27 protein-coding genes and 1 tRNA gene are annotated in these 19331 nt (G+C 37.6%); 26 read left to right on the top strand and 2 right to left on the bottom strand.

Going from position 1 to position 19331, the window contains the following annotated elements; translation table 11 throughout:
* Window positions 1-63 precede the first annotated feature (63 nt).
* The 11 genes from E7B10_RS07220 (at window position 64) to E7B10_RS07170 (ending at window position 5642) form a co-directional block, all read left to right on the top strand.
* Window positions 64-276, top strand: a complete 213-nt coding sequence (locus tag E7B10_RS07220; protein WP_101928970.1) for a helix-turn-helix transcriptional regulator — start codon at window positions 64-66, stop codon at window positions 274-276.
* A 96-nt stretch (window positions 277-372) separates the two neighbouring features.
* On the top strand, window positions 373-612 hold the full coding sequence (locus E7B10_RS07215) for a hypothetical protein (RefSeq protein ID WP_024062177.1): 240 nt from the start codon (window positions 373-375) through the stop codon (window positions 610-612).
* Window positions 613-673: 61 nt separating this feature from the next.
* The gene (locus E7B10_RS07210; protein WP_287510906.1) at window positions 674-2017 is read left to right on the top strand and encodes a phage/plasmid primase, P4 family; all 1344 of its coding nucleotides are present in this window, start codon (window positions 674-676) and stop codon (window positions 2015-2017) included.
* Between the two features lie 257 nt (window positions 2018-2274).
* Window positions 2275-2454 carry a hypothetical protein gene (locus tag E7B10_RS07205; protein ID WP_024062175.1) on the top strand — a complete coding sequence of 60 codons (180 nt, stop codon included), beginning with the start codon at window positions 2275-2277 and terminating at the stop codon, window positions 2452-2454.
* On the top strand, window positions 2451-2681 hold the full coding sequence (locus E7B10_RS07200; protein WP_024062174.1) for a hypothetical protein: 231 nt from the start codon (window positions 2451-2453) through the stop codon (window positions 2679-2681). The genes E7B10_RS07205 and E7B10_RS07200 overlap by 4 nt, the downstream gene beginning before the upstream one ends.
* A 500-nt stretch (window positions 2682-3181) precedes the next feature.
* Window positions 3182-3679 (top strand): hypothetical protein, encoded by a 498-nt coding sequence (locus tag E7B10_RS07195; protein WP_024062171.1) that lies wholly within the window; start codon window positions 3182-3184, stop codon window positions 3677-3679.
* 12 nt (window positions 3680-3691) lie between these two features.
* Window positions 3692-4522: a hypothetical protein gene (locus E7B10_RS07190; RefSeq protein WP_024062170.1), complete on the top strand. Its 831-nt coding sequence runs from the start codon at window positions 3692-3694 to the stop codon at window positions 4520-4522.
* A gap of 54 nt (window positions 4523-4576) precedes the next feature.
* The gene (locus E7B10_RS07185) at window positions 4577-4798 is read left to right on the top strand and encodes a hypothetical protein (RefSeq protein WP_024062169.1); all 222 of its coding nucleotides are present in this window, start codon (window positions 4577-4579) and stop codon (window positions 4796-4798) included.
* Window positions 4782-5012, top strand: a complete 231-nt coding sequence (locus E7B10_RS07180; RefSeq protein ID WP_024062168.1) for a hypothetical protein — start codon at window positions 4782-4784, stop codon at window positions 5010-5012. Before E7B10_RS07185 ends, E7B10_RS07180 begins: the two co-directional genes overlap by 17 nt.
* Before the next feature lie 13 nt (window positions 5013-5025).
* The gene (locus E7B10_RS07175) at window positions 5026-5439 is read left to right on the top strand and encodes a hypothetical protein (RefSeq protein WP_101928972.1); all 414 of its coding nucleotides are present in this window, start codon (window positions 5026-5028) and stop codon (window positions 5437-5439) included.
* Between the two features lie 32 nt (window positions 5440-5471).
* Complete coding sequence (locus tag E7B10_RS07170; protein ID WP_024062166.1) at window positions 5472-5642, top strand: hypothetical protein; 171 nt, start codon at window positions 5472-5474, stop codon at window positions 5640-5642.
* Window positions 5643-6097: 455 nt separating this feature from the next.
* On the opposite strand, the gene E7B10_RS07165 is transcribed toward E7B10_RS07170, so the two are convergent.
* Window positions 6098-6188 (bottom strand) — tRNA-Ser (locus tag E7B10_RS07165).
* Window positions 6142-6687: a tRNA adenosine(34) deaminase TadA gene (tadA, locus tag E7B10_RS07160; RefSeq protein ID WP_004693623.1), complete on the bottom strand. Its 546-nt coding sequence runs from the start codon at window positions 6685-6687 to the stop codon at window positions 6142-6144. Before tadA ends, E7B10_RS07165 begins: the two co-directional genes overlap by 47 nt.
* Before the next feature lie 83 nt (window positions 6688-6770).
* Between tadA and E7B10_RS07155 the strand changes: the two genes are divergently transcribed.
* The 15 genes from E7B10_RS07155 to E7B10_RS07085 all read left to right on the top strand — a co-directional run bounded on the left by E7B10_RS07155 (window position 6771) and on the right by E7B10_RS07085 (window position 19205).
* A complete protein-coding gene (locus E7B10_RS07155) occupies window positions 6771-7397 on the top strand; it encodes a trimeric intracellular cation channel family protein (RefSeq protein ID WP_004693621.1) in 627 nt (208 codons plus the stop codon).
* 148 nt (window positions 7398-7545) lie between these two features.
* Window positions 7546-9360 carry a DUF4127 family protein gene (locus tag E7B10_RS07150; RefSeq protein WP_105087104.1) on the top strand — a complete coding sequence of 605 codons (1815 nt, stop codon included), beginning with the start codon at window positions 7546-7548 and terminating at the stop codon, window positions 9358-9360.
* 10 nt (window positions 9361-9370) lie between these two features.
* Entirely contained in the window at window positions 9371-10492 is a 1122-nt protein-coding gene (locus E7B10_RS07145) for an acyltransferase (protein ID WP_155086401.1), read from the top strand.
* Window positions 10493-10774: 282 nt separating this feature from the next.
* Window positions 10775-11632, top strand: coding sequence for an aminotransferase class IV (locus E7B10_RS07140; protein ID WP_155086402.1), 858 nt, complete (start codon window positions 10775-10777; stop codon window positions 11630-11632).
* A gap of 55 nt (window positions 11633-11687) precedes the next feature.
* Window positions 11688-12734 carry a methionine ABC transporter ATP-binding protein gene (locus tag E7B10_RS07135; RefSeq protein WP_155086403.1) on the top strand — a complete coding sequence of 349 codons (1047 nt, stop codon included), beginning with the start codon at window positions 11688-11690 and terminating at the stop codon, window positions 12732-12734.
* On the top strand, window positions 12715-13368 hold the full coding sequence (locus tag E7B10_RS07130; protein ID WP_155086404.1) for a methionine ABC transporter permease: 654 nt from the start codon (window positions 12715-12717) through the stop codon (window positions 13366-13368). Before E7B10_RS07135 ends, E7B10_RS07130 begins: the two co-directional genes overlap by 20 nt.
* Before the next feature lie 9 nt (window positions 13369-13377).
* Window positions 13378-13674, top strand: a complete 297-nt coding sequence (locus E7B10_RS07125; protein ID WP_004693609.1) for a YerC/YecD family TrpR-related protein — start codon at window positions 13378-13380, stop codon at window positions 13672-13674.
* A 65-nt stretch (window positions 13675-13739) separates the two neighbouring features.
* Entirely contained in the window at window positions 13740-14534 is a 795-nt protein-coding gene (locus E7B10_RS07120; protein WP_155086405.1) for a TSUP family transporter, read from the top strand.
* A gap of 11 nt (window positions 14535-14545) precedes the next feature.
* Window positions 14546-15313: an SDR family NAD(P)-dependent oxidoreductase gene (locus tag E7B10_RS07115; RefSeq protein ID WP_004693607.1), complete on the top strand. Its 768-nt coding sequence runs from the start codon at window positions 14546-14548 to the stop codon at window positions 15311-15313.
* A gap of 126 nt (window positions 15314-15439) precedes the next feature.
* The gene (locus E7B10_RS07110) at window positions 15440-16291 is read left to right on the top strand and encodes a hypothetical protein (RefSeq protein ID WP_004698348.1); all 852 of its coding nucleotides are present in this window, start codon (window positions 15440-15442) and stop codon (window positions 16289-16291) included.
* A gap of 22 nt (window positions 16292-16313) precedes the next feature.
* A complete protein-coding gene (locus E7B10_RS07105; RefSeq protein WP_004693603.1) occupies window positions 16314-16658 on the top strand; it encodes a YkvA family protein in 345 nt (114 codons plus the stop codon).
* A gap of 116 nt (window positions 16659-16774) precedes the next feature.
* Window positions 16775-17194 (top strand): thioesterase family protein, encoded by a 420-nt coding sequence (locus E7B10_RS07100; RefSeq protein ID WP_008715645.1) that lies wholly within the window; start codon window positions 16775-16777, stop codon window positions 17192-17194.
* Window positions 17187-17990, top strand: coding sequence for a glutamate racemase (murI, locus tag E7B10_RS07095; protein ID WP_012863984.1), 804 nt, complete (start codon window positions 17187-17189; stop codon window positions 17988-17990). Before E7B10_RS07100 ends, murI begins: the two co-directional genes overlap by 8 nt.
* Before the next feature lie 12 nt (window positions 17991-18002).
* Window positions 18003-18542 carry a hypothetical protein gene (locus E7B10_RS07090; RefSeq protein WP_004693598.1) on the top strand — a complete coding sequence of 180 codons (540 nt, stop codon included), beginning with the start codon at window positions 18003-18005 and terminating at the stop codon, window positions 18540-18542.
* Between the two features lie 12 nt (window positions 18543-18554).
* Window positions 18555-19205 carry a coenzyme F420-0:L-glutamate ligase gene (locus E7B10_RS07085; protein ID WP_004693597.1) on the top strand — a complete coding sequence of 217 codons (651 nt, stop codon included), beginning with the start codon at window positions 18555-18557 and terminating at the stop codon, window positions 19203-19205.
* Window positions 19206-19331: the final 126 nt, after the last annotated feature.

Here is a 19331-nt window from a genome sequence, read left to right as displayed (position 1 = left end):
GTTATGTATAACTCTAAAATTAAAATAATAGAATTGTATATAAATCAAAAAGGAGGTGAATTGATGAAAGAATTTAATAAGCTGATCGGATATCGTAATCGGTGTGGCTTATCTCAAAAGGCAATGGGGGAATTTATAGGAATTACTGCACAAGCATATGGCCGAAAAGAAAATCATGAAACTCAATTTACAAGAGATGAAATGAAAATACTCCATAATGTACTTGAGACTGAATTAAATGAACCTATTAGTTTTACAGAATTATTTAATATTTAATATGACGCAAATCAAACCTCATATAATCATCTCAAAGCGTTGTATTAAGGTAAAAGAAAAACGCCGCCATAATAGGCAGCGTGGAAAGGTTAATATATGAAAATTGTTGATAGTGTAACGCCAATAGATCAACGATACATACAGTATAAGAATATTGGCAAGGCTTATGATTTAAGCCGCATGCAAGTGTATAGGCTAATTCAACGAATGAAACGTACCGCTAAATACAAAAAATCATTCGTTGATATTGGGCCTAAATGTAAATTAGTTAAATTAGATGATTTTGATGACTTTTTCAAGTCTACTCATAACCAATATTTAACTAAAGAGGTATAGTAAAATACCTTTCTATTATTATATCAAATTGATAAGGGAACATAAAGGGGGGACGGCTTTTTTGAGTATTAAAAAATCATCGTTTTATGACGGTAAGAAGTTTTTACATAATAAAATGGGGGACTATTTAATTAAAAAATATCATTTAAAACGTATTATTAATGAAAATTTGTTAGACGGTGCGCCGCCTGATGATGTAGATATATATTTTTATAACCCTAAAAATAATAATTACGAACCATTTAGTAAATCGGAATGTAATAGGCTTATCATTCTTGAAGATAAAGAATTGAAAACCAATGCACGTAAAGAGGTATGGGAGTATATCAAAAGTATAATTAGCGATTGTTATATTACTGATCCTCATATAGTAGGGTGTTTGAATTGCCTTCTTAATATAAGGACTGGTGAAGTACTACAGAAAACGCCTGGTACGATATTAAGAAATTACATACCTGTTAAGTATGATTCTAAAGCCCTAGAAAATGATGTGCTAGATACATTTATGAAAAATCTCTTTGGTGATAATAAAGAAATGCATACATTTATTTATCAGATCATTGCATATGGTTTATGGCCTGACAATCATCTACAAAAATTCTTTATTTTGTTTGGTGAGGGCGGCAACGGTAAAAGTACATTTCTTAGCCTGCTAAAGTTATTTTACGGCCGGAAAAATATTAGTGTTTTAGGGCTTGTAAAATTTGGTGATGATAAATATATCGGTAGTCTTTACGGGAAAATGGTTAATTTGGGTGACGATATAGAGGCCAGTGCATTATTGGAAAGCGCTATTCTTAAAAAGGTGGTGAGTGGCGAGCCTGTGCATGCAAATCCTAAATTTGGCCTTATGTTTGCCTTTGTAGTAACACAAAAACTATTATTTTCAGCTAATTCAGTACCACGTATTACAGATACATCGCAAGGCATGGCCGATAGACTTATTGTTATACCATTTACGCAGCGTATTAGGGGAACGGCTACGGCAGTACCTAATATAGTGCAAGAAATTGTTAAAAGTGGTGGTTTATCAGTGCTGCTGAATAGAGTACTGAAAGAGGCGCCTAATATTATTAATGGGATCCATATACCACAATTAATACAAGCAGCAACTCAAAAACATATGACTGATACGAACCCAGTAGCGCTATTTGTTAGTGAAATGAATGAAAACGGTTGGCGTATTGATACGGGTAGTAATTTTGAGTGGCTAGCAGCGATTAAAACTATATCAGATTTGACTACAGTACAAGTCTATAACCTCTATAAAGAGTGGTGTAAGGAGAATGGATATAAGCCGTTGGCAAATAATACATTTGGGCGTGAATTATATCGTTTAGGATATGAAAGTATTCAGATTGGGGCTGGTGTATTACGTGGTAAGCGCTCATATCAGAAAAAATAAAACTGTAATATGTATATAACACGTTTTAATATTTTACCTATTACATCGTAAATATAGATAATATCTATTTTTACAGTATAGTGTAACTATTGTAACTAATATTTTTATATTTATAGGATATTTTATTAAATATATTCTACAAAATATATTATAAAGTTTTCTCTAATAACTAGTTACTTTGTTACAAAGGCATAAATGCTGTGTTTGTGCTATTGCATTACCAGTTGCAAACCAGTGACAAATAGGAGGTAAATATCATGAAATATAACATGGAATCCGATAGTTTAAATAAAATTGTTGATTGTGTATTTGAGAATTTAAAAAACAATAAAATAGATCTTGTTGAGGCAATCGCGCATATTGCAGTAATGAGTTATAGAACTGGTTATAATGACGCTGTTGAAGAGTTAAAGCGAAATGTGGGGGAATTATTATGAATGAGTTTGATGAGATAACAGGCCTTAAAAAAGAACACTTAGATAAGATCAGCGCGGTTGTGAATGGGTATACTAATAAAGTAACCTTGTTAGCGTTGACTAAAGCAGAATTTAATATTATACAAGATGAATTTGGTAATATGCTAGATATTACAGTTACTTGTGAGCATATTTTTAATAATAAGCAGTTGATTGTAACGGCTGTTTTAAGTAGGAAAGAGTTATGAAGATACATTTTTCGTGTAGCAACGAGGCGGAATATGTCCGCCTCAATCCTATCATTAATTTATTGAGGACTGATAGAACCCTAAAATATAAAGAAAAAATAGATAATCAAGGCCGAAAACAGATTTATTTTGTATCAAGAAAAAGGCCGCAAGCATAGGTAAGGTATAGGTTTATAGAAATATACCCCCTCTATTGATTTTTTGTAAAATGTGGTATAATTAGGATAATCAAATACAGTAGTACCGCAATCGTAAAGGTTGAACGCTTCAGCAGCATGGGAATAAATAAGACTAAACTTATTTATTCCTGTGCTTTTTCTTTTGCTATTGTAAGGATAAGTTATGATCGTATGAATTCTCCCCATATTTATATGATTATATATCGTAAGTGCATGTATTTGATGATATAGCCTTAAAGGTCATTGATTTTACTTTAAAACCTCCATTAATGACTTATATAGGCATTTTCACTGAACTAACAGGAAAATAGGAGAAAATATATGGAAAATAAAAACAATGAAAAACTGTTTACGCAGGCCGAAGTCGACAATATTATAAAGGACCGTCTAGAACGTGAGCGAAAACGCTATAATACGGATATTGATACTGTAGAAAATCTACAAAAGGAACTTGTACAGGTACGGGCGGAATTGCAAGCTATCAAGGCTGATAATGAGGTTAAAGCAACTGCATTAAAAGCGGAACAGGTTAATAAAACTATTATTCAAGAATTAGAAAAGGCTAACGGCATTAACCCTACAGAGCTCGCACGATTATTTATTAATAATGCAAGTGTAGACGATACGGGCAGCGTAGTATATACCGATGATAGCGGGAATAGTGTACCTATTGGCGAACACATAAAAGAATGGGCTAGTAAATCAACATGGGCAATTAAGGATAATCAAAAGCCTGGTAGTGGTTCTGGAAATGGTTCGTCATGTAGTTATCAATCTATAGGAAATGATGAATTACGCAATGCCTTTGGCCTTGACTAGGAAAGGCATAACATGGCTATCGACTTAGCAACACAATTTTTGCCGTATGTGGATGAGCAATTTAAAGCAGAATCTAAACGGCAAGTAATCACAAATAATGATTTTGAATTTACAGGTGCTCATAGCGTCAAAGTATACAAAGTTACAACAAGCGCTATGAATGATTATGATCGTGAGGGTAAAGGTTCAAACTATAGCCGCTACGGTCAAATTCAAGGATTAGATGCTACAACTGAAGAGTTTCCACTAAAGAGAGACCGTTCTTTTACATTCGCTATTGATAAATTAGATGTAGATGAAACAAAAGCATCATTAGAAGCAGCTGCAGCACTTGCTCGACAACTTAGAGAAGTAGTAATTCCTGAAGTTGATACTTATGTATATGGTAAGGTTGTAGCCGGTGCAGGTACTACAGAAACAGGTTCATTAACTGATAAGAATGTATATGACGCAATTTTAAAAGCTACTGAAGTGCTTGATGCTGCTGAAGTACCTGAAACAAACCGTGTTTTATTGGTAACTCCTGATACATATACAATCATGAAAAAGAACGCCTCTATTGTTATGGCTACAGATGTAGGTCAGGATATGCGTAAATTAGGCGTTATTGGTATGTTAGACGGTGCGGCAATTATTAAAGTGCCAAAGAATAGACTACCTGAGGACGTTAATTTTGTTTTGGTTCATCCGTCCGCAACTGTTGCTCCGGTTAAACTTTCTGATTATAAAATTCATCAGGATCCACCCGGAATTAGTGGCGATTTAGTAGAAGGTAGAATCGCATATGATGCCTTTGTATTAGAAAATAAAACTAAAGGTATCTACGTACACAAAGCAAAATGACATTAAGAGGGCGAAGTCATTCGCCCTCTTTCTCTATATAAAGAAAGGCATAACATGAAAGAGAATAAGCGTTTATCGTTCCGGTTTTCTACGCCACAGCAAGTACGCAAATCATTAAGCCGCATAAATAATATGGTGGCTAATGGCGAAATGGATAGTAAGAAAGCAAATACTATTATAGTAGGGGCTAATGCTATCTTAGGCGCTATTAGATTGGACGAGCAGCAAAAGCAAATAGAGAAGCTAGAGGAGTTAGTAAATGAATTTGCTGAATAAATTAACTAAAAAGGTAAATCAAAGGATTATTCGTAAGGAACTAGCAAGAAAAGAGACGCATCGCTTAAAATTTTGGGCTAGTGTATCAACGGAGTTATTAAAACGCTGCTTATCCGATCATGAAGGTGAGCAAGAAAAAGCGGTTAAAGAGTTGCAAGAATTACATAGCATATATTGCAAAAAGAATGATATTAAAGGTAGCTTATTTTGCTAATGTGAGGACATATATGAATGAGGAGTTAAAATGGCATGTTATAAGTAGATTAAAAGAATATGCTTTAATTGGTATGCAGCGTAGAGTATTATTAGATGAGTTGAAAGGTATGAATCTTTATGATCCTACAACCTCACAATTAAAAGCCAGTCCACGTGCTAAAAATCGCAAAAAAGATTTATCAGATTTATTAGTTATTAGAGATGATAAAAGGATGTCTTATATGGCTGTGAATGAGGCTTATGTAAAGTGTTGTAATTATATATATGATTTACCGATCAATGAAAAAGGAATAAACTTTTTAATTCGTTATATGCATGGGAAAATTAAGGCTCCGCGTATGTGGCTTAATAAATGGTCTGAGGAAATTATTAAAGAATGTCAAGATATAGATACATATTTACCTAGAATATGGAAGGTAAAGTGAATAATATTTCTAATTAAAAGGAGTGTTTAATTATGAAAACTACAGCATTACAATCCGTAGCGAAAGAATTTAATCGCCTAAATAAAGTGATGGAATCCAATAAAGAAAAAAGTATTAAAATTTCTGAGGAGGCCGACAAATGGGGCAAAGTAAAACTTCCAATGTATAACATAGTGAGCCGGTTCAAGCTAAACAGGAACTAATTGATTTTTATAGAATCATACTATATAATATAAGTAGTTCATTGGCTTACTAGTACGTTGTACTGGCCACCGACCTCACTTATTTTATGTAAGCGAGGTTTTTCTTTTGTAGCGGCTAATGAATGAGAAAAGTAAAGTAATTAATATATAATTAAGAGGTTTAGCCTCATACTAAAATTTTCATAAGCGGTTTAGCTGCAAAAAAAAGAGCTACAGTCTTATTTTTATATATTTAAGACTGTAGCTCTTTTTTTGTTTTATTGGATATAATGGTAAAGAGGTAATTATATGAGTTTATAAATTTTATGGGGCAATAAATGGGGCAAATACCACCATATAATAGAGAATGATTGATACATAAAAATTACTCAATTATATAAGAAAACCTAGATAACATCTGTATTATGTGTATCTAGGTTTATCTATTGTATCTCTATCATTATCATTTAAAAGAATGGCAGAGGAGGAGGGATTTGAACCCCCGCGCCGGTTGCCCGACCTACCGCATTTCGAGTGCGGACCCTTCAGCCTCTTGGGTACTCCTCCGTGTTTTACGGCGCTCTTTAAAAAAGTCTTTCATGATTTGACTACATTCATCACCAAGGACCCCCGATGCTAATTCGGGTTCATGATTTAAACCAGGGTGAGAGAGTACATTGAAAAGAGACTCTACAGCGCCTCCTTTGTAATCACTTGCACCATATACAACACGGTCAATACGACTGTTGATGATGGCTCCAGCGCACATCGGACACGGCTCTATCGTAACATACAGGGTACAACCAGTCAACCGCCAACGCTTGAGTACATCGCATGCTTCGCGGATGACGAGCACTTCTGCATGAGCCGTTGCATCGTGATCTAATTCGCGGCGATTATGGTGGCGTGAAATGATTGTATTGTTTTGAACTAAAATGGCGCCGATAGGAATTTCTCCTAGAGCATAAGCTTTGTGGGCCTCCTCTAGGGCAAAACCCATAAAATATTCATCACGGCTACGCTCATCCATATTTTTAATCTCTATAGGTGTAATGTTCTTTGTCATTCTCATACCTCTTAATGTATAATATCTTACATAAAGTCTATCATAGTGTGCGCAGTTATGCGAATAGATTGTGTGAGGGTATTATGGATATTATTTGGTATATATTTGATATGATTGGCACTATTGCCTTTGCTATCTCCGGAGCACTTGTTGGGGTGGCGCGGAGAATGGATATATTTGGTATGGCTGTATTGGCACTGGCTACGGCAATCGGTGGTGGAATTGTACGTGATGTTCTCTTGGGGTATTTTCCGCCGAATTCGTTACGCAATATTGTATATGTAACTGTGGTTATTTCCGTAACAATTATCGTATTTATTATCTATAACAGCCGTTATCGCAAGCATGCTATGGGCCCTCGTAGCCGAGCAAGCTATTTATTAGCCGATGCAGTCGGGTTGGCATCTTTTACAGTAACCGGAGCATCTGCAGGGTTTAAACTATATCCAGAGTTGCCAATTTTCATTGTTTTATTAGGAACTATTACTGCCGTTGGAGGTGGTATTATCCGAGATATGCTGGCTCAACGGATTCCGTCTGTTTTAAAAGAAGATGTGTATGCTCTGCCTAGTGTTATTGGGGGCATCGTTTATTACTTAATGGTTATTTCTAACTGGGTTGGAGAGGCTGTATATGGTGCTTTTACCGTTGTACTAGTTATCCGTTTACTAGCTATTAAATATAATTGGAGCTTACCCAAAGTGCGCTAAAGCTAAAGGCACTACATTTGAGAAATAACAGGTAAATGATATAATTATACTATTAAGTATTTCATAAAAGTGTCAGAAAAAAAGAGTATTATATAAGAGTTAATTTTCGAGTCGAGAGTACTCGTGTACACAGAAGGAGATTTGCTTTATGACAAATAAATGGTTGAAAGTAGCATTAATGGTTACAGCCATTGCTACAGGTACATCCATCAAAATCGATGCAGAAACCGTATTATATGTACCTCAAGATGATCGTCCTGTAAGTTTGCAATATACAGTTGATACAGCTCGTGAGGCGGGTATGACTGTGTTGACACCACCTCAACACTTGATTTCTGGTAAGACGTACCAAGGTCAAGCTGATCAAATTATGGCTTGGGTAGAGCAAAATGCAGGTCGTGCTGATGTTATGGTATTAAGTACGGATACTCTTATTTATGGAGGTCTTGTAGATTCTCGCAAACATAATATTCCTCTTAGCACGTTGCAAAATCGCTTGAAACGTATTGAAGGTTTAAAAGCGCGTAATAAAAATGTACGCATCTATGGATTTGGTACCGTAATGCGTTCCCCACGCGCGAGTGGTGGTGGTACTGAACCGGCCTACTATGCGGAATATGGCCCAACTATCTTCCAAATCGCTGCATTACAAGATAAATTAGATTCTGGCTCTTTAACGCAAGAAGAAACTCAAAAATTGATGAGCCTACAAGCCTCTGTTCCTGTGGAATACTTGCAAGACTGGTTTGACCGCCGTCAAAAAAATATGAAAATCAACAAAGAGTTGATTGATGAAACTCGCAGTGGTGTATTCGACTACTTTGCATTAGGTCATGATGATACCTCTCAATTATCTCAATCCGCACTAGAAGGTCGTTACCTCAACAAATATTCCAAGGATATTTCTGTTGAAAAATACGGTAGCTTCCCTGGTGCTGACCAACTTGGTCTCTTGTTGATGGCGCGTTCCCGTACCGATGTGAGCACAGAAAAACCTACATTCTCCGTAATTTATCCACTCGGTGGCGGAGGTAAAACATTACCAGGTTACGAAGATCAAACGATTGATAAAACAATTGCTCAACACGTTGAGGCTGTAGGTGGCACAATGGTGACACAAGGTAAACCAACTGTATTATTGGCTGTTAATACACCTCTTACAACGAGCACAGGCGAGTCTGAAAACTTCGAAAACTTCCCAATGATCTCCAACTCTACAAATGCTTTCGTAGATCGTATTCAACAAGCTGTTGACTCTGGTGTGAACGTAAGCGTTGCAGATATTGCTTTCAATAATGGTGCAGATAATACATTGGTATCCGCTATGTACAAACGAGATTTATTGTACAAAATCGGTGCGTATAATGGTTGGAATACAGCAAGTAACACCGTAGGTTACGCTATTGCTCAAGGATTATTGCTTAAATCTATGAGTCCAGAAGGTCATCGTGATATGTTGACGCAACAATATTTGGATAACTGGGCATATCAAGCAAATATTCGTAAAGATATTTATCGTATGCAAGATTCTATCAGAACAGACAATGTTCGTTACTCTGGTGAATTAAATGAACGTCTTGAAAGTTACTTAGGTGAACGCATTCAAGATTTCGCTGAAAAATACCTTAAAATCAATCCTCGTACAGTAAAAGCTACATTCCCATGGGGCCGTCTATTTGAAACGGATATTACCGTTTACGACAAACCAGTGGTACCTCTTGAAAAAGAATTACGCTTGAAACGAGAAGCTGAAGCAAAAGCTAAGGCTGAAGCAGAAGCTAAGGCTAAGGCAGAAGCGGCTGCTAAAGCAAATGGTCAGGCTGTACCAGCACAAGCAGCGCAACCTGAAAAAGCTGCAACGCCTCAAACACCTGCATCTACACCTCCGGTAGTTAAACAACCAGCTACAGAGTCTCAAGGTCCACGTGTGGTACCAACACCTGCCGCTGTACCTGGTCAATAGTGAATAGGGAATGGCTATGAAAAAAGCGTTTTTACCGGAAATTACTTATATGCGAGGCCTCTGTATGCTCGGTGTTATTGGCATTCATGTAGGATCTTATGCATTGCAAAATCCTTTTGTAAATTTAGAACTCATCAGCGTGTTAGAAATTCTCTCTCGCTTTGGAGTGCCTGCGTTTTTCTTCCTCTCTGCATTTGGCTTGTTTTATCATACCTCGGTAGAGGGACCATTCTCATATAAGGAATTTATGCACCGCCGCATTCAGGTGGTGCTATTTCCATATATTACGTGGTCCATCTTTTACTTGCTATATACAGGGATGACAGCTCATAACCTTGGCAATTTACATCCAGGGCCGTTGGCGATAAATCTACTCTTTGGTACCTCTATGTATCATCTATATTTTATGGTTATTTTGCTATGGTTCTACGTGATGATGCCATTATGGCGGGCCATGGTGAAAGTCATCTTAAAACGGCCTGTATTTTGGCTGGTGTTACTATTTGTCATCCAAGTTGGTATCGATTATGTTTCGTCTTACATGCTTGGCCGTTGGGTAACAGAAAATCTAAGCAATCAGCCAGTTCTTAAATATCTTTTTGATATGCGACTCAACTATTGGGTTATTCATTATGTGTGGATTTTCCTTTTAGGTGCCGTATGTGCTGAACGATATGAAATCGTCTGCGAATATATGTGGCGTTATCGTTACGTTTTAGGCGTCAGTGCGGTAAGCTCTATATTATTGATGCTTGGCTCTTATTACTATGTCATGGACGTATGGCATTACACTGTGTTGGAAGCAATTTATACGGTACATCAAATGAGTCCTATGGGCGTTCTTTATACAGGATTGGGAACGATGTTTAGTTTGTTCCTATTCCAAAGGCTACCTATGAACGTGACTATGGAGTCCATTTGGTCTGAGATAGGCGATAAATCGTATGGTATTTATTTAGCGCATCCATTTTGGTTGTTAATCATTTCTGGTGTGATGGCTAAATATAATCTCTTGTATACGGTGACCAACGTGCTAATTATGTATGGTATGGCGTTAGCATTATCTTATTTGACTACAGTGGGCCTTAATTATGTGCCTAAATCTATCCGTAAATTTATACTGGGGCATTAGTTTAGTATGAGAACTATTTTATTGAGAGACCTAATTGGTGCTAGTACATTAATGGTGTATGTAGTTTTAGTTAGTTTTGTAGTGCTGATTTAGTATAAAAATAATATTTGTTATACATCCGCTAGGATATAGTTTTTAACTATGGTATCCTAGCGGATTTTTGTATATCGAATTAATATCTTTCACAAAGTAAAGTGTGAAAATTTAAAAGTAATTGTGTTATAATAAGTCCATGATGATTACCACTTGATAGAGTAACGAAATAGAAAAAGAGGTGCTCCTATGCAAGAATTAACATATTTTAACGGTGAATTCGTCGAACCAGGTGCCAAAGTTATTAGCATTGATGACCGTGGCTATTTGTTTGGTGACTCTGTATATGAAGTTGTTCGTGTCGTAAAAGGCCGTTGTTTCGCTTTGTCTTACCACCAAGATCGCTTGTATCGCTCTATGCGTGAAATGGATATCCCTGTAAAAATGACCCCTGATGATTTGACAGAATTGCACGAAATTTTGATCGAGCAAAGTGAAATCAAAGAGGGCTATATTTATTTACAAATCTCTCGTGGTGTAGCACCACGTCATCATGCTTATGATCGCTCCAAATTAGAACCACAAATGCTTATGTCTATCCGTACCTTGGATTTAGATGAAGTCAATAAATTGGGTGAAGGTGTAAAAGCGATAGCTTTGCCTGATGAACGTTGGGAACATGTAGATATTAAGACTACTAACTTGATCCCGAATATTTTGGCGCAAACAAAAGCAGATAAGAAATTTGCCTATACAGCCATCTTGTTCCGTGATGGCATTTGTACAGAGGGCGCTACATCTAATGTGTTTGCTGTTAAAGATGGTATCTTGTACACGCATCCAGCGGATAATCATATCTTAAAAGGTATTACGCGCCAAATGATCTTAACCCGTGTAGCACCATCTTTAGGTATTACCATTATTGAGAAAGAATTTGACCGCACCTTTGTAGATGAAGCGGATGAACTATTCTTTACCGATACAATTGGTGGTGTCATCCCAATTACTAAGCTAGACAGAAATCCAGTATCTGGTGGTAAACCAGGTGCTATTACACTTCGTCTACGCGAAGCTCTAGAAAAATTGATGGAAGAAGGACTACCTTGATAGATAAGCTGCTTTCATCAAATGTTAAACATTTACCTTAAGAAAGGAAATTATTTTGATACAATTAGAACACATTAGTAAAGTCTATGAAGGCGCTACTCGTGTGGAAGCGTTGAAAGATATTAGCCTAAATGTGAAAGAAGGCGAAATCTTTGGCATTATCGGTCAATCCGGTGCCGGCAAATCCACATTGATTCGTTGCATCAACATGCTCGAAGCACCTACATCTGGCTCTGTTATCGTAAATGGTACAGATTTAACAACACTTAGCAAATCTGATTTGCGTAAAGCGCGCAAAGATATTGGCATGATTTTCCAACATTTTAACCTATTGTCCTCTCGTACCGTATATGACAATGTGGCATTTCCGTTGGAATTACAAGGAATGAGCAAATCTGAAATCAAGGAACGCATTGAGCCAATTCTTGATATTGTAGGCCTTACAGACCGGATGAACAACTATCCATCTCAATTGTCTGGTGGTCAAAAACAACGTGTTGGTATTGCTCGTGCATTGGCCTCTAATCCAAAGGTTCTCCTTTGTGACGAAGCTACATCTGCCCTTGATCCTCAAACAACAGATTCTATTTTGAAATTGTTGAAAAATATTAATGAGAAGATGGGGCTCACTATTGTGCTCATTACACATGAGATGCACGTTATCCGTGAAATCTGTGATCGCGTGGCGGTTATTGAAGGTGGTGTCATTCTCGAAGAAGGTAGTACTATTGAAGTATTCACACATCCCCGCGAAAATACGACAAAAGAGTTTATTAGCTCTGTAGTGAGTGATAACTTACCTCCAGAAGCATTGGAACATCTAGAGTTGCATGATCAATGGATTGCAGGGACAGCACCTTTAGTGCGTCTCAAATTTACAGGACAAGCAACAGATGAGCCTGTAGTAGCAGGCCTTGTAAGACGCTTTAATTTAGATGTAAGCATCCTTTTTGGCGGCATTGATTACATCCAAAATACGAGCGTTGGTCGCCTCATCGTTATCTTGAATGGTGACCCAGAAAATGCGCAAGAAGGTTTAGACTACATCAAAACCTTACCAATTGAAAGCGAGGTGATCGGTTATGTCAGAGCAAATCATTAATCTACTCATAACTGGTACCCTTGATACATTGCAAATGACGATAATTTCTACCATAATGGCAATGTTATTAGGTATTCCTCTTGGTGTTGTTCTGGTCGTTACTTCTAAAGGTCATATCTTGGAAAATGTAACACTCAATAAAGTATTGGGTGCCATTGTCAATGCTACACGTTCTGTACCTTTCATCATCTTGATGGTTGCCATCATTCCGTTTACTCGTATGGTGGTAGGTACATCCATTGGTACAACTGCAGCATGTGTGCCATTGACCATTGCGGCAATTCCGTTTTTGGCACGCCTTGTAGAAACGTCTATTAAGGACATCAATTTTGGTGTTATCGAGGCGGCTCAATCTATGGGGGCAAGCCCATTACAAATCATTTGGAAAGTATTATTACCAGAAGCATTGCCAACAATTATTGACAATGTAACGGTGCTTATCGTTAACCTCATCGGTTACTCTGCGATGGCTGGTGCTATTGGTGGTGGTGGCCTTGGGGATATTGCTATCCGATATGGTTACCAACGTTTCCAAGCCGATATTATGATCGCTACAATCATCATCTTGATTGTATTGGTACAAGTTGTACAAATGATTGGTGATGCTTGGTCTAAAGCGATGAATAAGAAGTAGGAGGATCCTATGAGTATCAATGAAAAATTGAGAAGTCAACAAAATGACGAATTGTTCACCGCCATTTTAACGCTTGAAAATACAGAGGAATGCTATGCATTTTTTGAAGATATCTGTACGATTAACGAATTAAAAGCATTATCTCAACGCTTACAAGTAGCAAAAATGCTTCGCGCAGGGGATAGCTATGAGAAAATCGTAGAAGAAACGGGTGCGAGTACTGCTACGATTAGTCGTGTAAAGCGCTGTTTAGTATATGGTGCGGATGGTTATACATTGGCCCTCGATCGTCTAGGTGCAAAATAAAATAAATTAGCATGACAACGGTGGCCTTTGGCGACCGTTGATGTGCTATCTGTAGGAGGTTTATTATGGAGTGGCTCATTGCGGTAACAGGTTTACCATTTGATATCCTTATACTCGTTTTACTTGCCGTAGCTGGTGCGTTTGCTGGCTTTGTAGACTCCATTGTAGGCGGGGGAGGCCTCATTTCTGTACCTGCCATGTTATTAACAAATCTTCCACCTAGTATGGCTCTGGGCAGCAATAAATTATCCAGTATTTTTGGTGCTGGCAGTGCATCGATTACATTTTTAAGAAATCACATGGTTGATTTTTCCCTAGTTCGCAAATTATTGCCTTTTACCTTTGTGGGATCTATGATGGGGACATTGGCGGTTGTTTCTTTACCACCGCTATATGTAAAGCCTATTATCATCATATTACTTGTTTGCGTAACACTCTTTGTGGTGTTCAAAAAAGACTGGGGTGAAATCAATCGTACATCTCAGGTAGCAGGAAAAGCGCTATATATTTGTATGGCTTTTGCTCTTGGTATCGGTATATATGATGGCTTTATAGGCCCTGGTACAGGTACATTTTTGATTATGGGCTTTATCTTTACAGGTTTTGATTTCTTGCATGCTTCTGCTAATGCAAAAATATTGAATTTTACTAGTAATTTGGCGTCTTTATTAGTATTTTTATATTTAGGACATGTCAATATTACGTATGGTCTTGCCACCGGGGCAGGTCAAATTATAGGTGCTTATTTAGGCTCGCATTTGGCAATTGCGAAGGGCTCATCTTTGGTGCGAGTTGTATTCTTGTCGGTAACGACAGTTATGTTGTTGAAATTAGTCTATGACTATATTTCAACATTATAGGAGGGCAAGGTATGCCTCATAAAAGTGATGTTCAAGTGGCCTTGATTAGTGGTGGTACATCGGGTATTGGATTTGCTACGGCAAAGCTTTTACTCAAAGAAGGTTGGTGTGTAGTCATCAATGGTCGAAATGAAAAAGTTGGTCAAAAGGCTAAAACTAAGCTACGTCGTTATTCCTCTAAGGTACAATATATTCAAGGTGATGTATCTAAAATTGAGGACTGTCAGCGAATTGTAAAAGAAACAGTAGATTTATTTGGTGGGGTGTCTGCTCTTGTAACAGCTGCAGGCTATTATGAAGAAGAGTTACTAGCTGATGTTACAGAAGCAGCTTTTGATGAAATGTTTGGGACCAATGTAAAAGGTACTGTATTCTTATGTCAAGCGGCGCTTCCCTATTTACGAGCCTCAAAGGGCAGTATTGTAACGATTGCTAGTGATGCAGGTTTACAAGGTAATGTAGCGTGTTCTGTATATGGTGCGTCAAAGGGAGCTGTAGTGAGCTTTACAAAATCTCTATCCCTTGAAATGGCACCTCACAGTGTTCGTGTAAACTGTGTGTGTCCTGGTGATGTAGATACATCATTAGTAGATAAACAGATTGCTAATGCCCACCAAGATGCGGCGGCTGCTAAGGCTGAAATGGGCCAACATTACCCATTAGGTCGTATTGCTAAGCCTCATGAAATTGGCGAAGTAATTGTATTTTTGTTGAGTAATAAGGCGTCTTTTGTGACAGGTGCAGCCTGGACAATCGATGGAGGACTCACAAGTTGGTAATATAGAAAATATTAGAAGCTATTATATATGGATAATTAGAAAAATTCATTTCACTTCTATCAATAGAATGGTATAATAATACTAATAATAAGACCTATAGTTGGTTTACAACAAAGGAGAATACTTATGGCAGAATATAATGGCGTAACACTTGAGCCCCTTACGGATGGATCTCAAGATCGTGACTATCAAGTTGAACAATTTATCTTCTGGGGGGCAGGTCGTGCAGCAGCATTGGCATTATCCTCTAAATTCAGCAGTGTCGCTTTGTGCGCCAATGCTACGTACATGGTAACTCGCATTGCTCATCTTTATGATGTAGAATTGCAAGCAGGTGCTGTAGTTGGTTTAGTAGGTGGTCTTAGCACAGCTGTAGGTACAGCTGCAGTATCCCTTCTAATTCCAATTAAAGCTGTTCGCGTTCCTGTAGCTATCGGTTTAACTTATGCTATTGGTAAAATTGCACATATTTGGATTCAAGATGGCATGCCTTCTGATATCGAACGTTACAAACCGATGGTTGCTGAATTCCTTGAAAATGGCAAAGCCATTGCTTCTGAAATCGTTCGTGATGCAAGTGCTAGCATTCCTTTCACTCAAGGTCAACGTGACGTATGGGCTGGGATTGCTAACGAAACAGGTCTTGCTAAAGAATCTTTAAAGCAAGTTTACGATGAAAAAGTAACACCTGCCATCAATAAATGGAATAATGAAACAAAATACCAAATCCATGATAACGCAGCAGAGGTTGTAGCAAAGGTTTCTGATGCAGCGAAAGAAAAAATTGATTCTGCTAAAGAAGGTATTGAAGTAGCCAAAGAATTCGCAAAAGGTGGTGTAGAAGTGGCAAAAGCTTCTGCACAAGTAGCAGTAGAAACTGCAAAAACTAAAGCTTCTGATGCCGTAGAGACAGCAAAAGATGTTGCTACAAACACTGTTAATACAGCGAAAGAAAAAATTGGCGGTTTGCGTAAATAAACGCTGAAGGATTATTATTACTATGAATCCATTTAATATTATTAAATATGGTAAGTATTTTAGCGAATCAAGATTTTTAGGGTTTCTTGGTCGATATGGTAAGAAACTTGCCTTTGTACAACAAGCAGTAACCTTGTTCCTTTGTTTTCGTGACAAGGATACTCCCAAATATGTAAAAGCGGTCATTGCAGGTGCCTTAGGGTATTTGGTATTACCTATTGATATTGTGCCGGATGCGATTGCTGTATTAGGTTGGGTAGATGATGTGGCAGTACTCGGATTAGCCTTTAAGATTGCGAATCGTTATATCAAAACGAGTCATCAAGAAGAGGCAAAAAAATTCTTTCCATTTGGTAGCAGTCGCTAACTTTTACCATTTTAGGCAGTTTGATCCACAGTGATTGAACTGCCTTTATTTATTTGACACACTAAAGTAATAGATATAGAATAAAAATTGTATACTATTTAAAAAGGACAGAATTTATGCATATTGCTTCAGTAAATGTACGATTTTATGAAACTGATATGATGGGGATTGCTCACCATAGTAACCATTTTAGATGGTTTGAAATGGCGCGCATTGAATTCCTTCGTAAGATCGGTGTCACTTTGTGGGATATGATGAATGAGGATATTGTATTTCCCATCATGAATGTATCTTGCAATTATAAAGAACCTGCGAATTTCGATGATGAACTTCACATCGAAACGTATTTGGTTAAGATGACAAGGGCTCAAATGGTGTTTCGCTATCGCATGCGCCGTGCTAGTGATGGAGCGTTACTTGCTACGGGGGAAACTAAGAACGCTTTTATGTCAAAATCAACAGGAAAGATTGTGCGATTAGACGATACTTTTTATCTGCCTATGTTAGCAGCTGTTGAGGAGATGCCGCATGAGTAATGTACAACAATTGCCTATCGGTGTATTTGACTCTGGTGTAGGCGGATTATCTGTGTTAAAGGTATTACAAGAACAATTTCCTAACGAAGATTTTATCTATATCGGTGATAATGCGAATAATCCTGTAGGTAATCGCAGTGATGATGAAATCACTTATTTAGCGTGCCGTATTGCGGAGACGCTAGAAAAGCAGCCTGTTAAGTTGATGGTGATTGCTTGTAACACCTTCACCGTTGTGGCTCTTGATGCGGTACGTGAACTTGTATCTGTGCCAGTTATTGGTGTATCACAAGGTGTAAAAACAGCTATTAATAAAAGTAAAAGCAAGACTATCGGTATTATGGCGACCGTGGCCACTGTAAATAGTCATATTCATAAGCATGTGGCTTTAGAAGTTGATCATGAGGTTTTTGTTTGGGAACAACCTTGTCCAGAGTTGGCGGGGCTTATTGAACAAGGTCATTTAGATGATTACTTTGTTCGTGAAGTATGCAAGGATTATTTAGAACCTTTATTATCTCGAGAAATTGAGGTTGTTGTTTTGGGGTGTACTCATTTTCCATTTGTACAACCTTTACTAGAGGAACTAACATCGTGTCGCATTCAGTTCATTGATCCTGCTTTTGAAACAAGTGAATTGGTTCGTCACAGACTAGAGAGTAAAAATCTTTTCAATCATCAAGATACTGTAGGCACCGTGACATTGTATTTTACAAAGGATGTCGAACTTGGTGATACGTTGAGTGCATCCTTCCTTGATACAAGCCGTCGTACCATTGAACATATTACATTATAAAGGAGATACCCTATGTGGTTTTATAACATCCTCAGTGCAGTAATAGCTATTATTGTGGCTGTTGCAGCTCTGTACTTATTATTCCGTTTGTTTGTGTTGAAACAAGGTAATGAAAATATTGTCTTATTAGCGAAACGGGCAACGAACTTCCAAGTGTCTGATCGTAGTTTTGAGTCCATTACTTTGTTCTGTGATATACCATTTGTAAATAAAGGGCGCCAATTGGGCACAATAATGGACTTATTTCCACGTCCATTATTACCGGAAGAACATTTTGATGCCGTTAAAGTAAATGCTTGGGCTATGGATATTAATCGTCCGCGTCAAGATGGATATTTTGAAGCTATAATTATCAAACCACGCAAAGGTGGCACAATTCGTGTATATGTTACATTAACAGGTAAAACTGGCAATATTCGAGAAGATATTAAGGGATTCCCTTATATGGACATCGATATTTACTACCAAATCGTAGGCCGGACAGACTATCATATTGATAAACAGCGTATTCGTTTGACTGCTGAAGAAGTTCAAGCAGCAATGGTTCAATAAGGAGGCATAACAATGGCAGAATTAGAGTTAGTATGTGTGCCAACACGTATCCTTACAGATAATGATGACATCGTTGATGCTATCGTTGAATTTGGCGGACATAATATTGGACCTGAAGATATCGTATGCGTTGCTGAATCTGTAGTAGCTATTACGCAAGGTCGTTTTACACGTCCTGAAGAGCTAAATGTGTGCTGGCAAGCTCGTTTAATTAATCGTTTTATCCATCCAGATGGATCCATGGCATCTATTTATGGTATGCAATCGGCTATGAATTTGGATGGTAAATGGAAGGTATTAGGTGCTTTTATTTTAGGCGCTATTGCTAAAATTTTCCGTAAACCAGGGGTATTCTATGCAATTGCTCGGGCTGCATCCTTAACAGATGATGTAACGGGGACTATGCCTCCATTTGATAAGCACATTGTATTTGGTCCAAAGGATCCGGATAAAGTGGCTGAGAAAATTGTATCTCGCACTGGTTGTTACGGTGCCGTTGTAGCTGATGTTAATGATTTGAAACGGTCCGCTATTTTAGGTACAAGTCGTGGAATTGACGCTAAAAAAATTGCACAATTGTTGATTGATAATCCATTTGGTAACGATAGTCAAATGACTCCGATTGTTATCATCAAAAATTACGCATCTGTATCTGGTAAATAACAGAAGGCTGTACTCATCACATAGAGATGGGTACAGCTTTTTTATATAATGAGCCTGAATATGGACTATACGCAGATTTGAATAGGGATTGCATATTAGATCAAATAGAGAGTATATGGTAGCTTA

It is taken from the genome of Veillonella sp., assembly GCF_032470285.1.
In the GTDB taxonomy this organism is placed as follows: Bacteria; Bacillota; Negativicutes; order Veillonellales; family Veillonellaceae; genus Veillonella.
The sequence above is the reverse complement of the archived record's forward strand: the minus strand, read 5'-3'. Positions and strand labels throughout refer to the sequence as shown.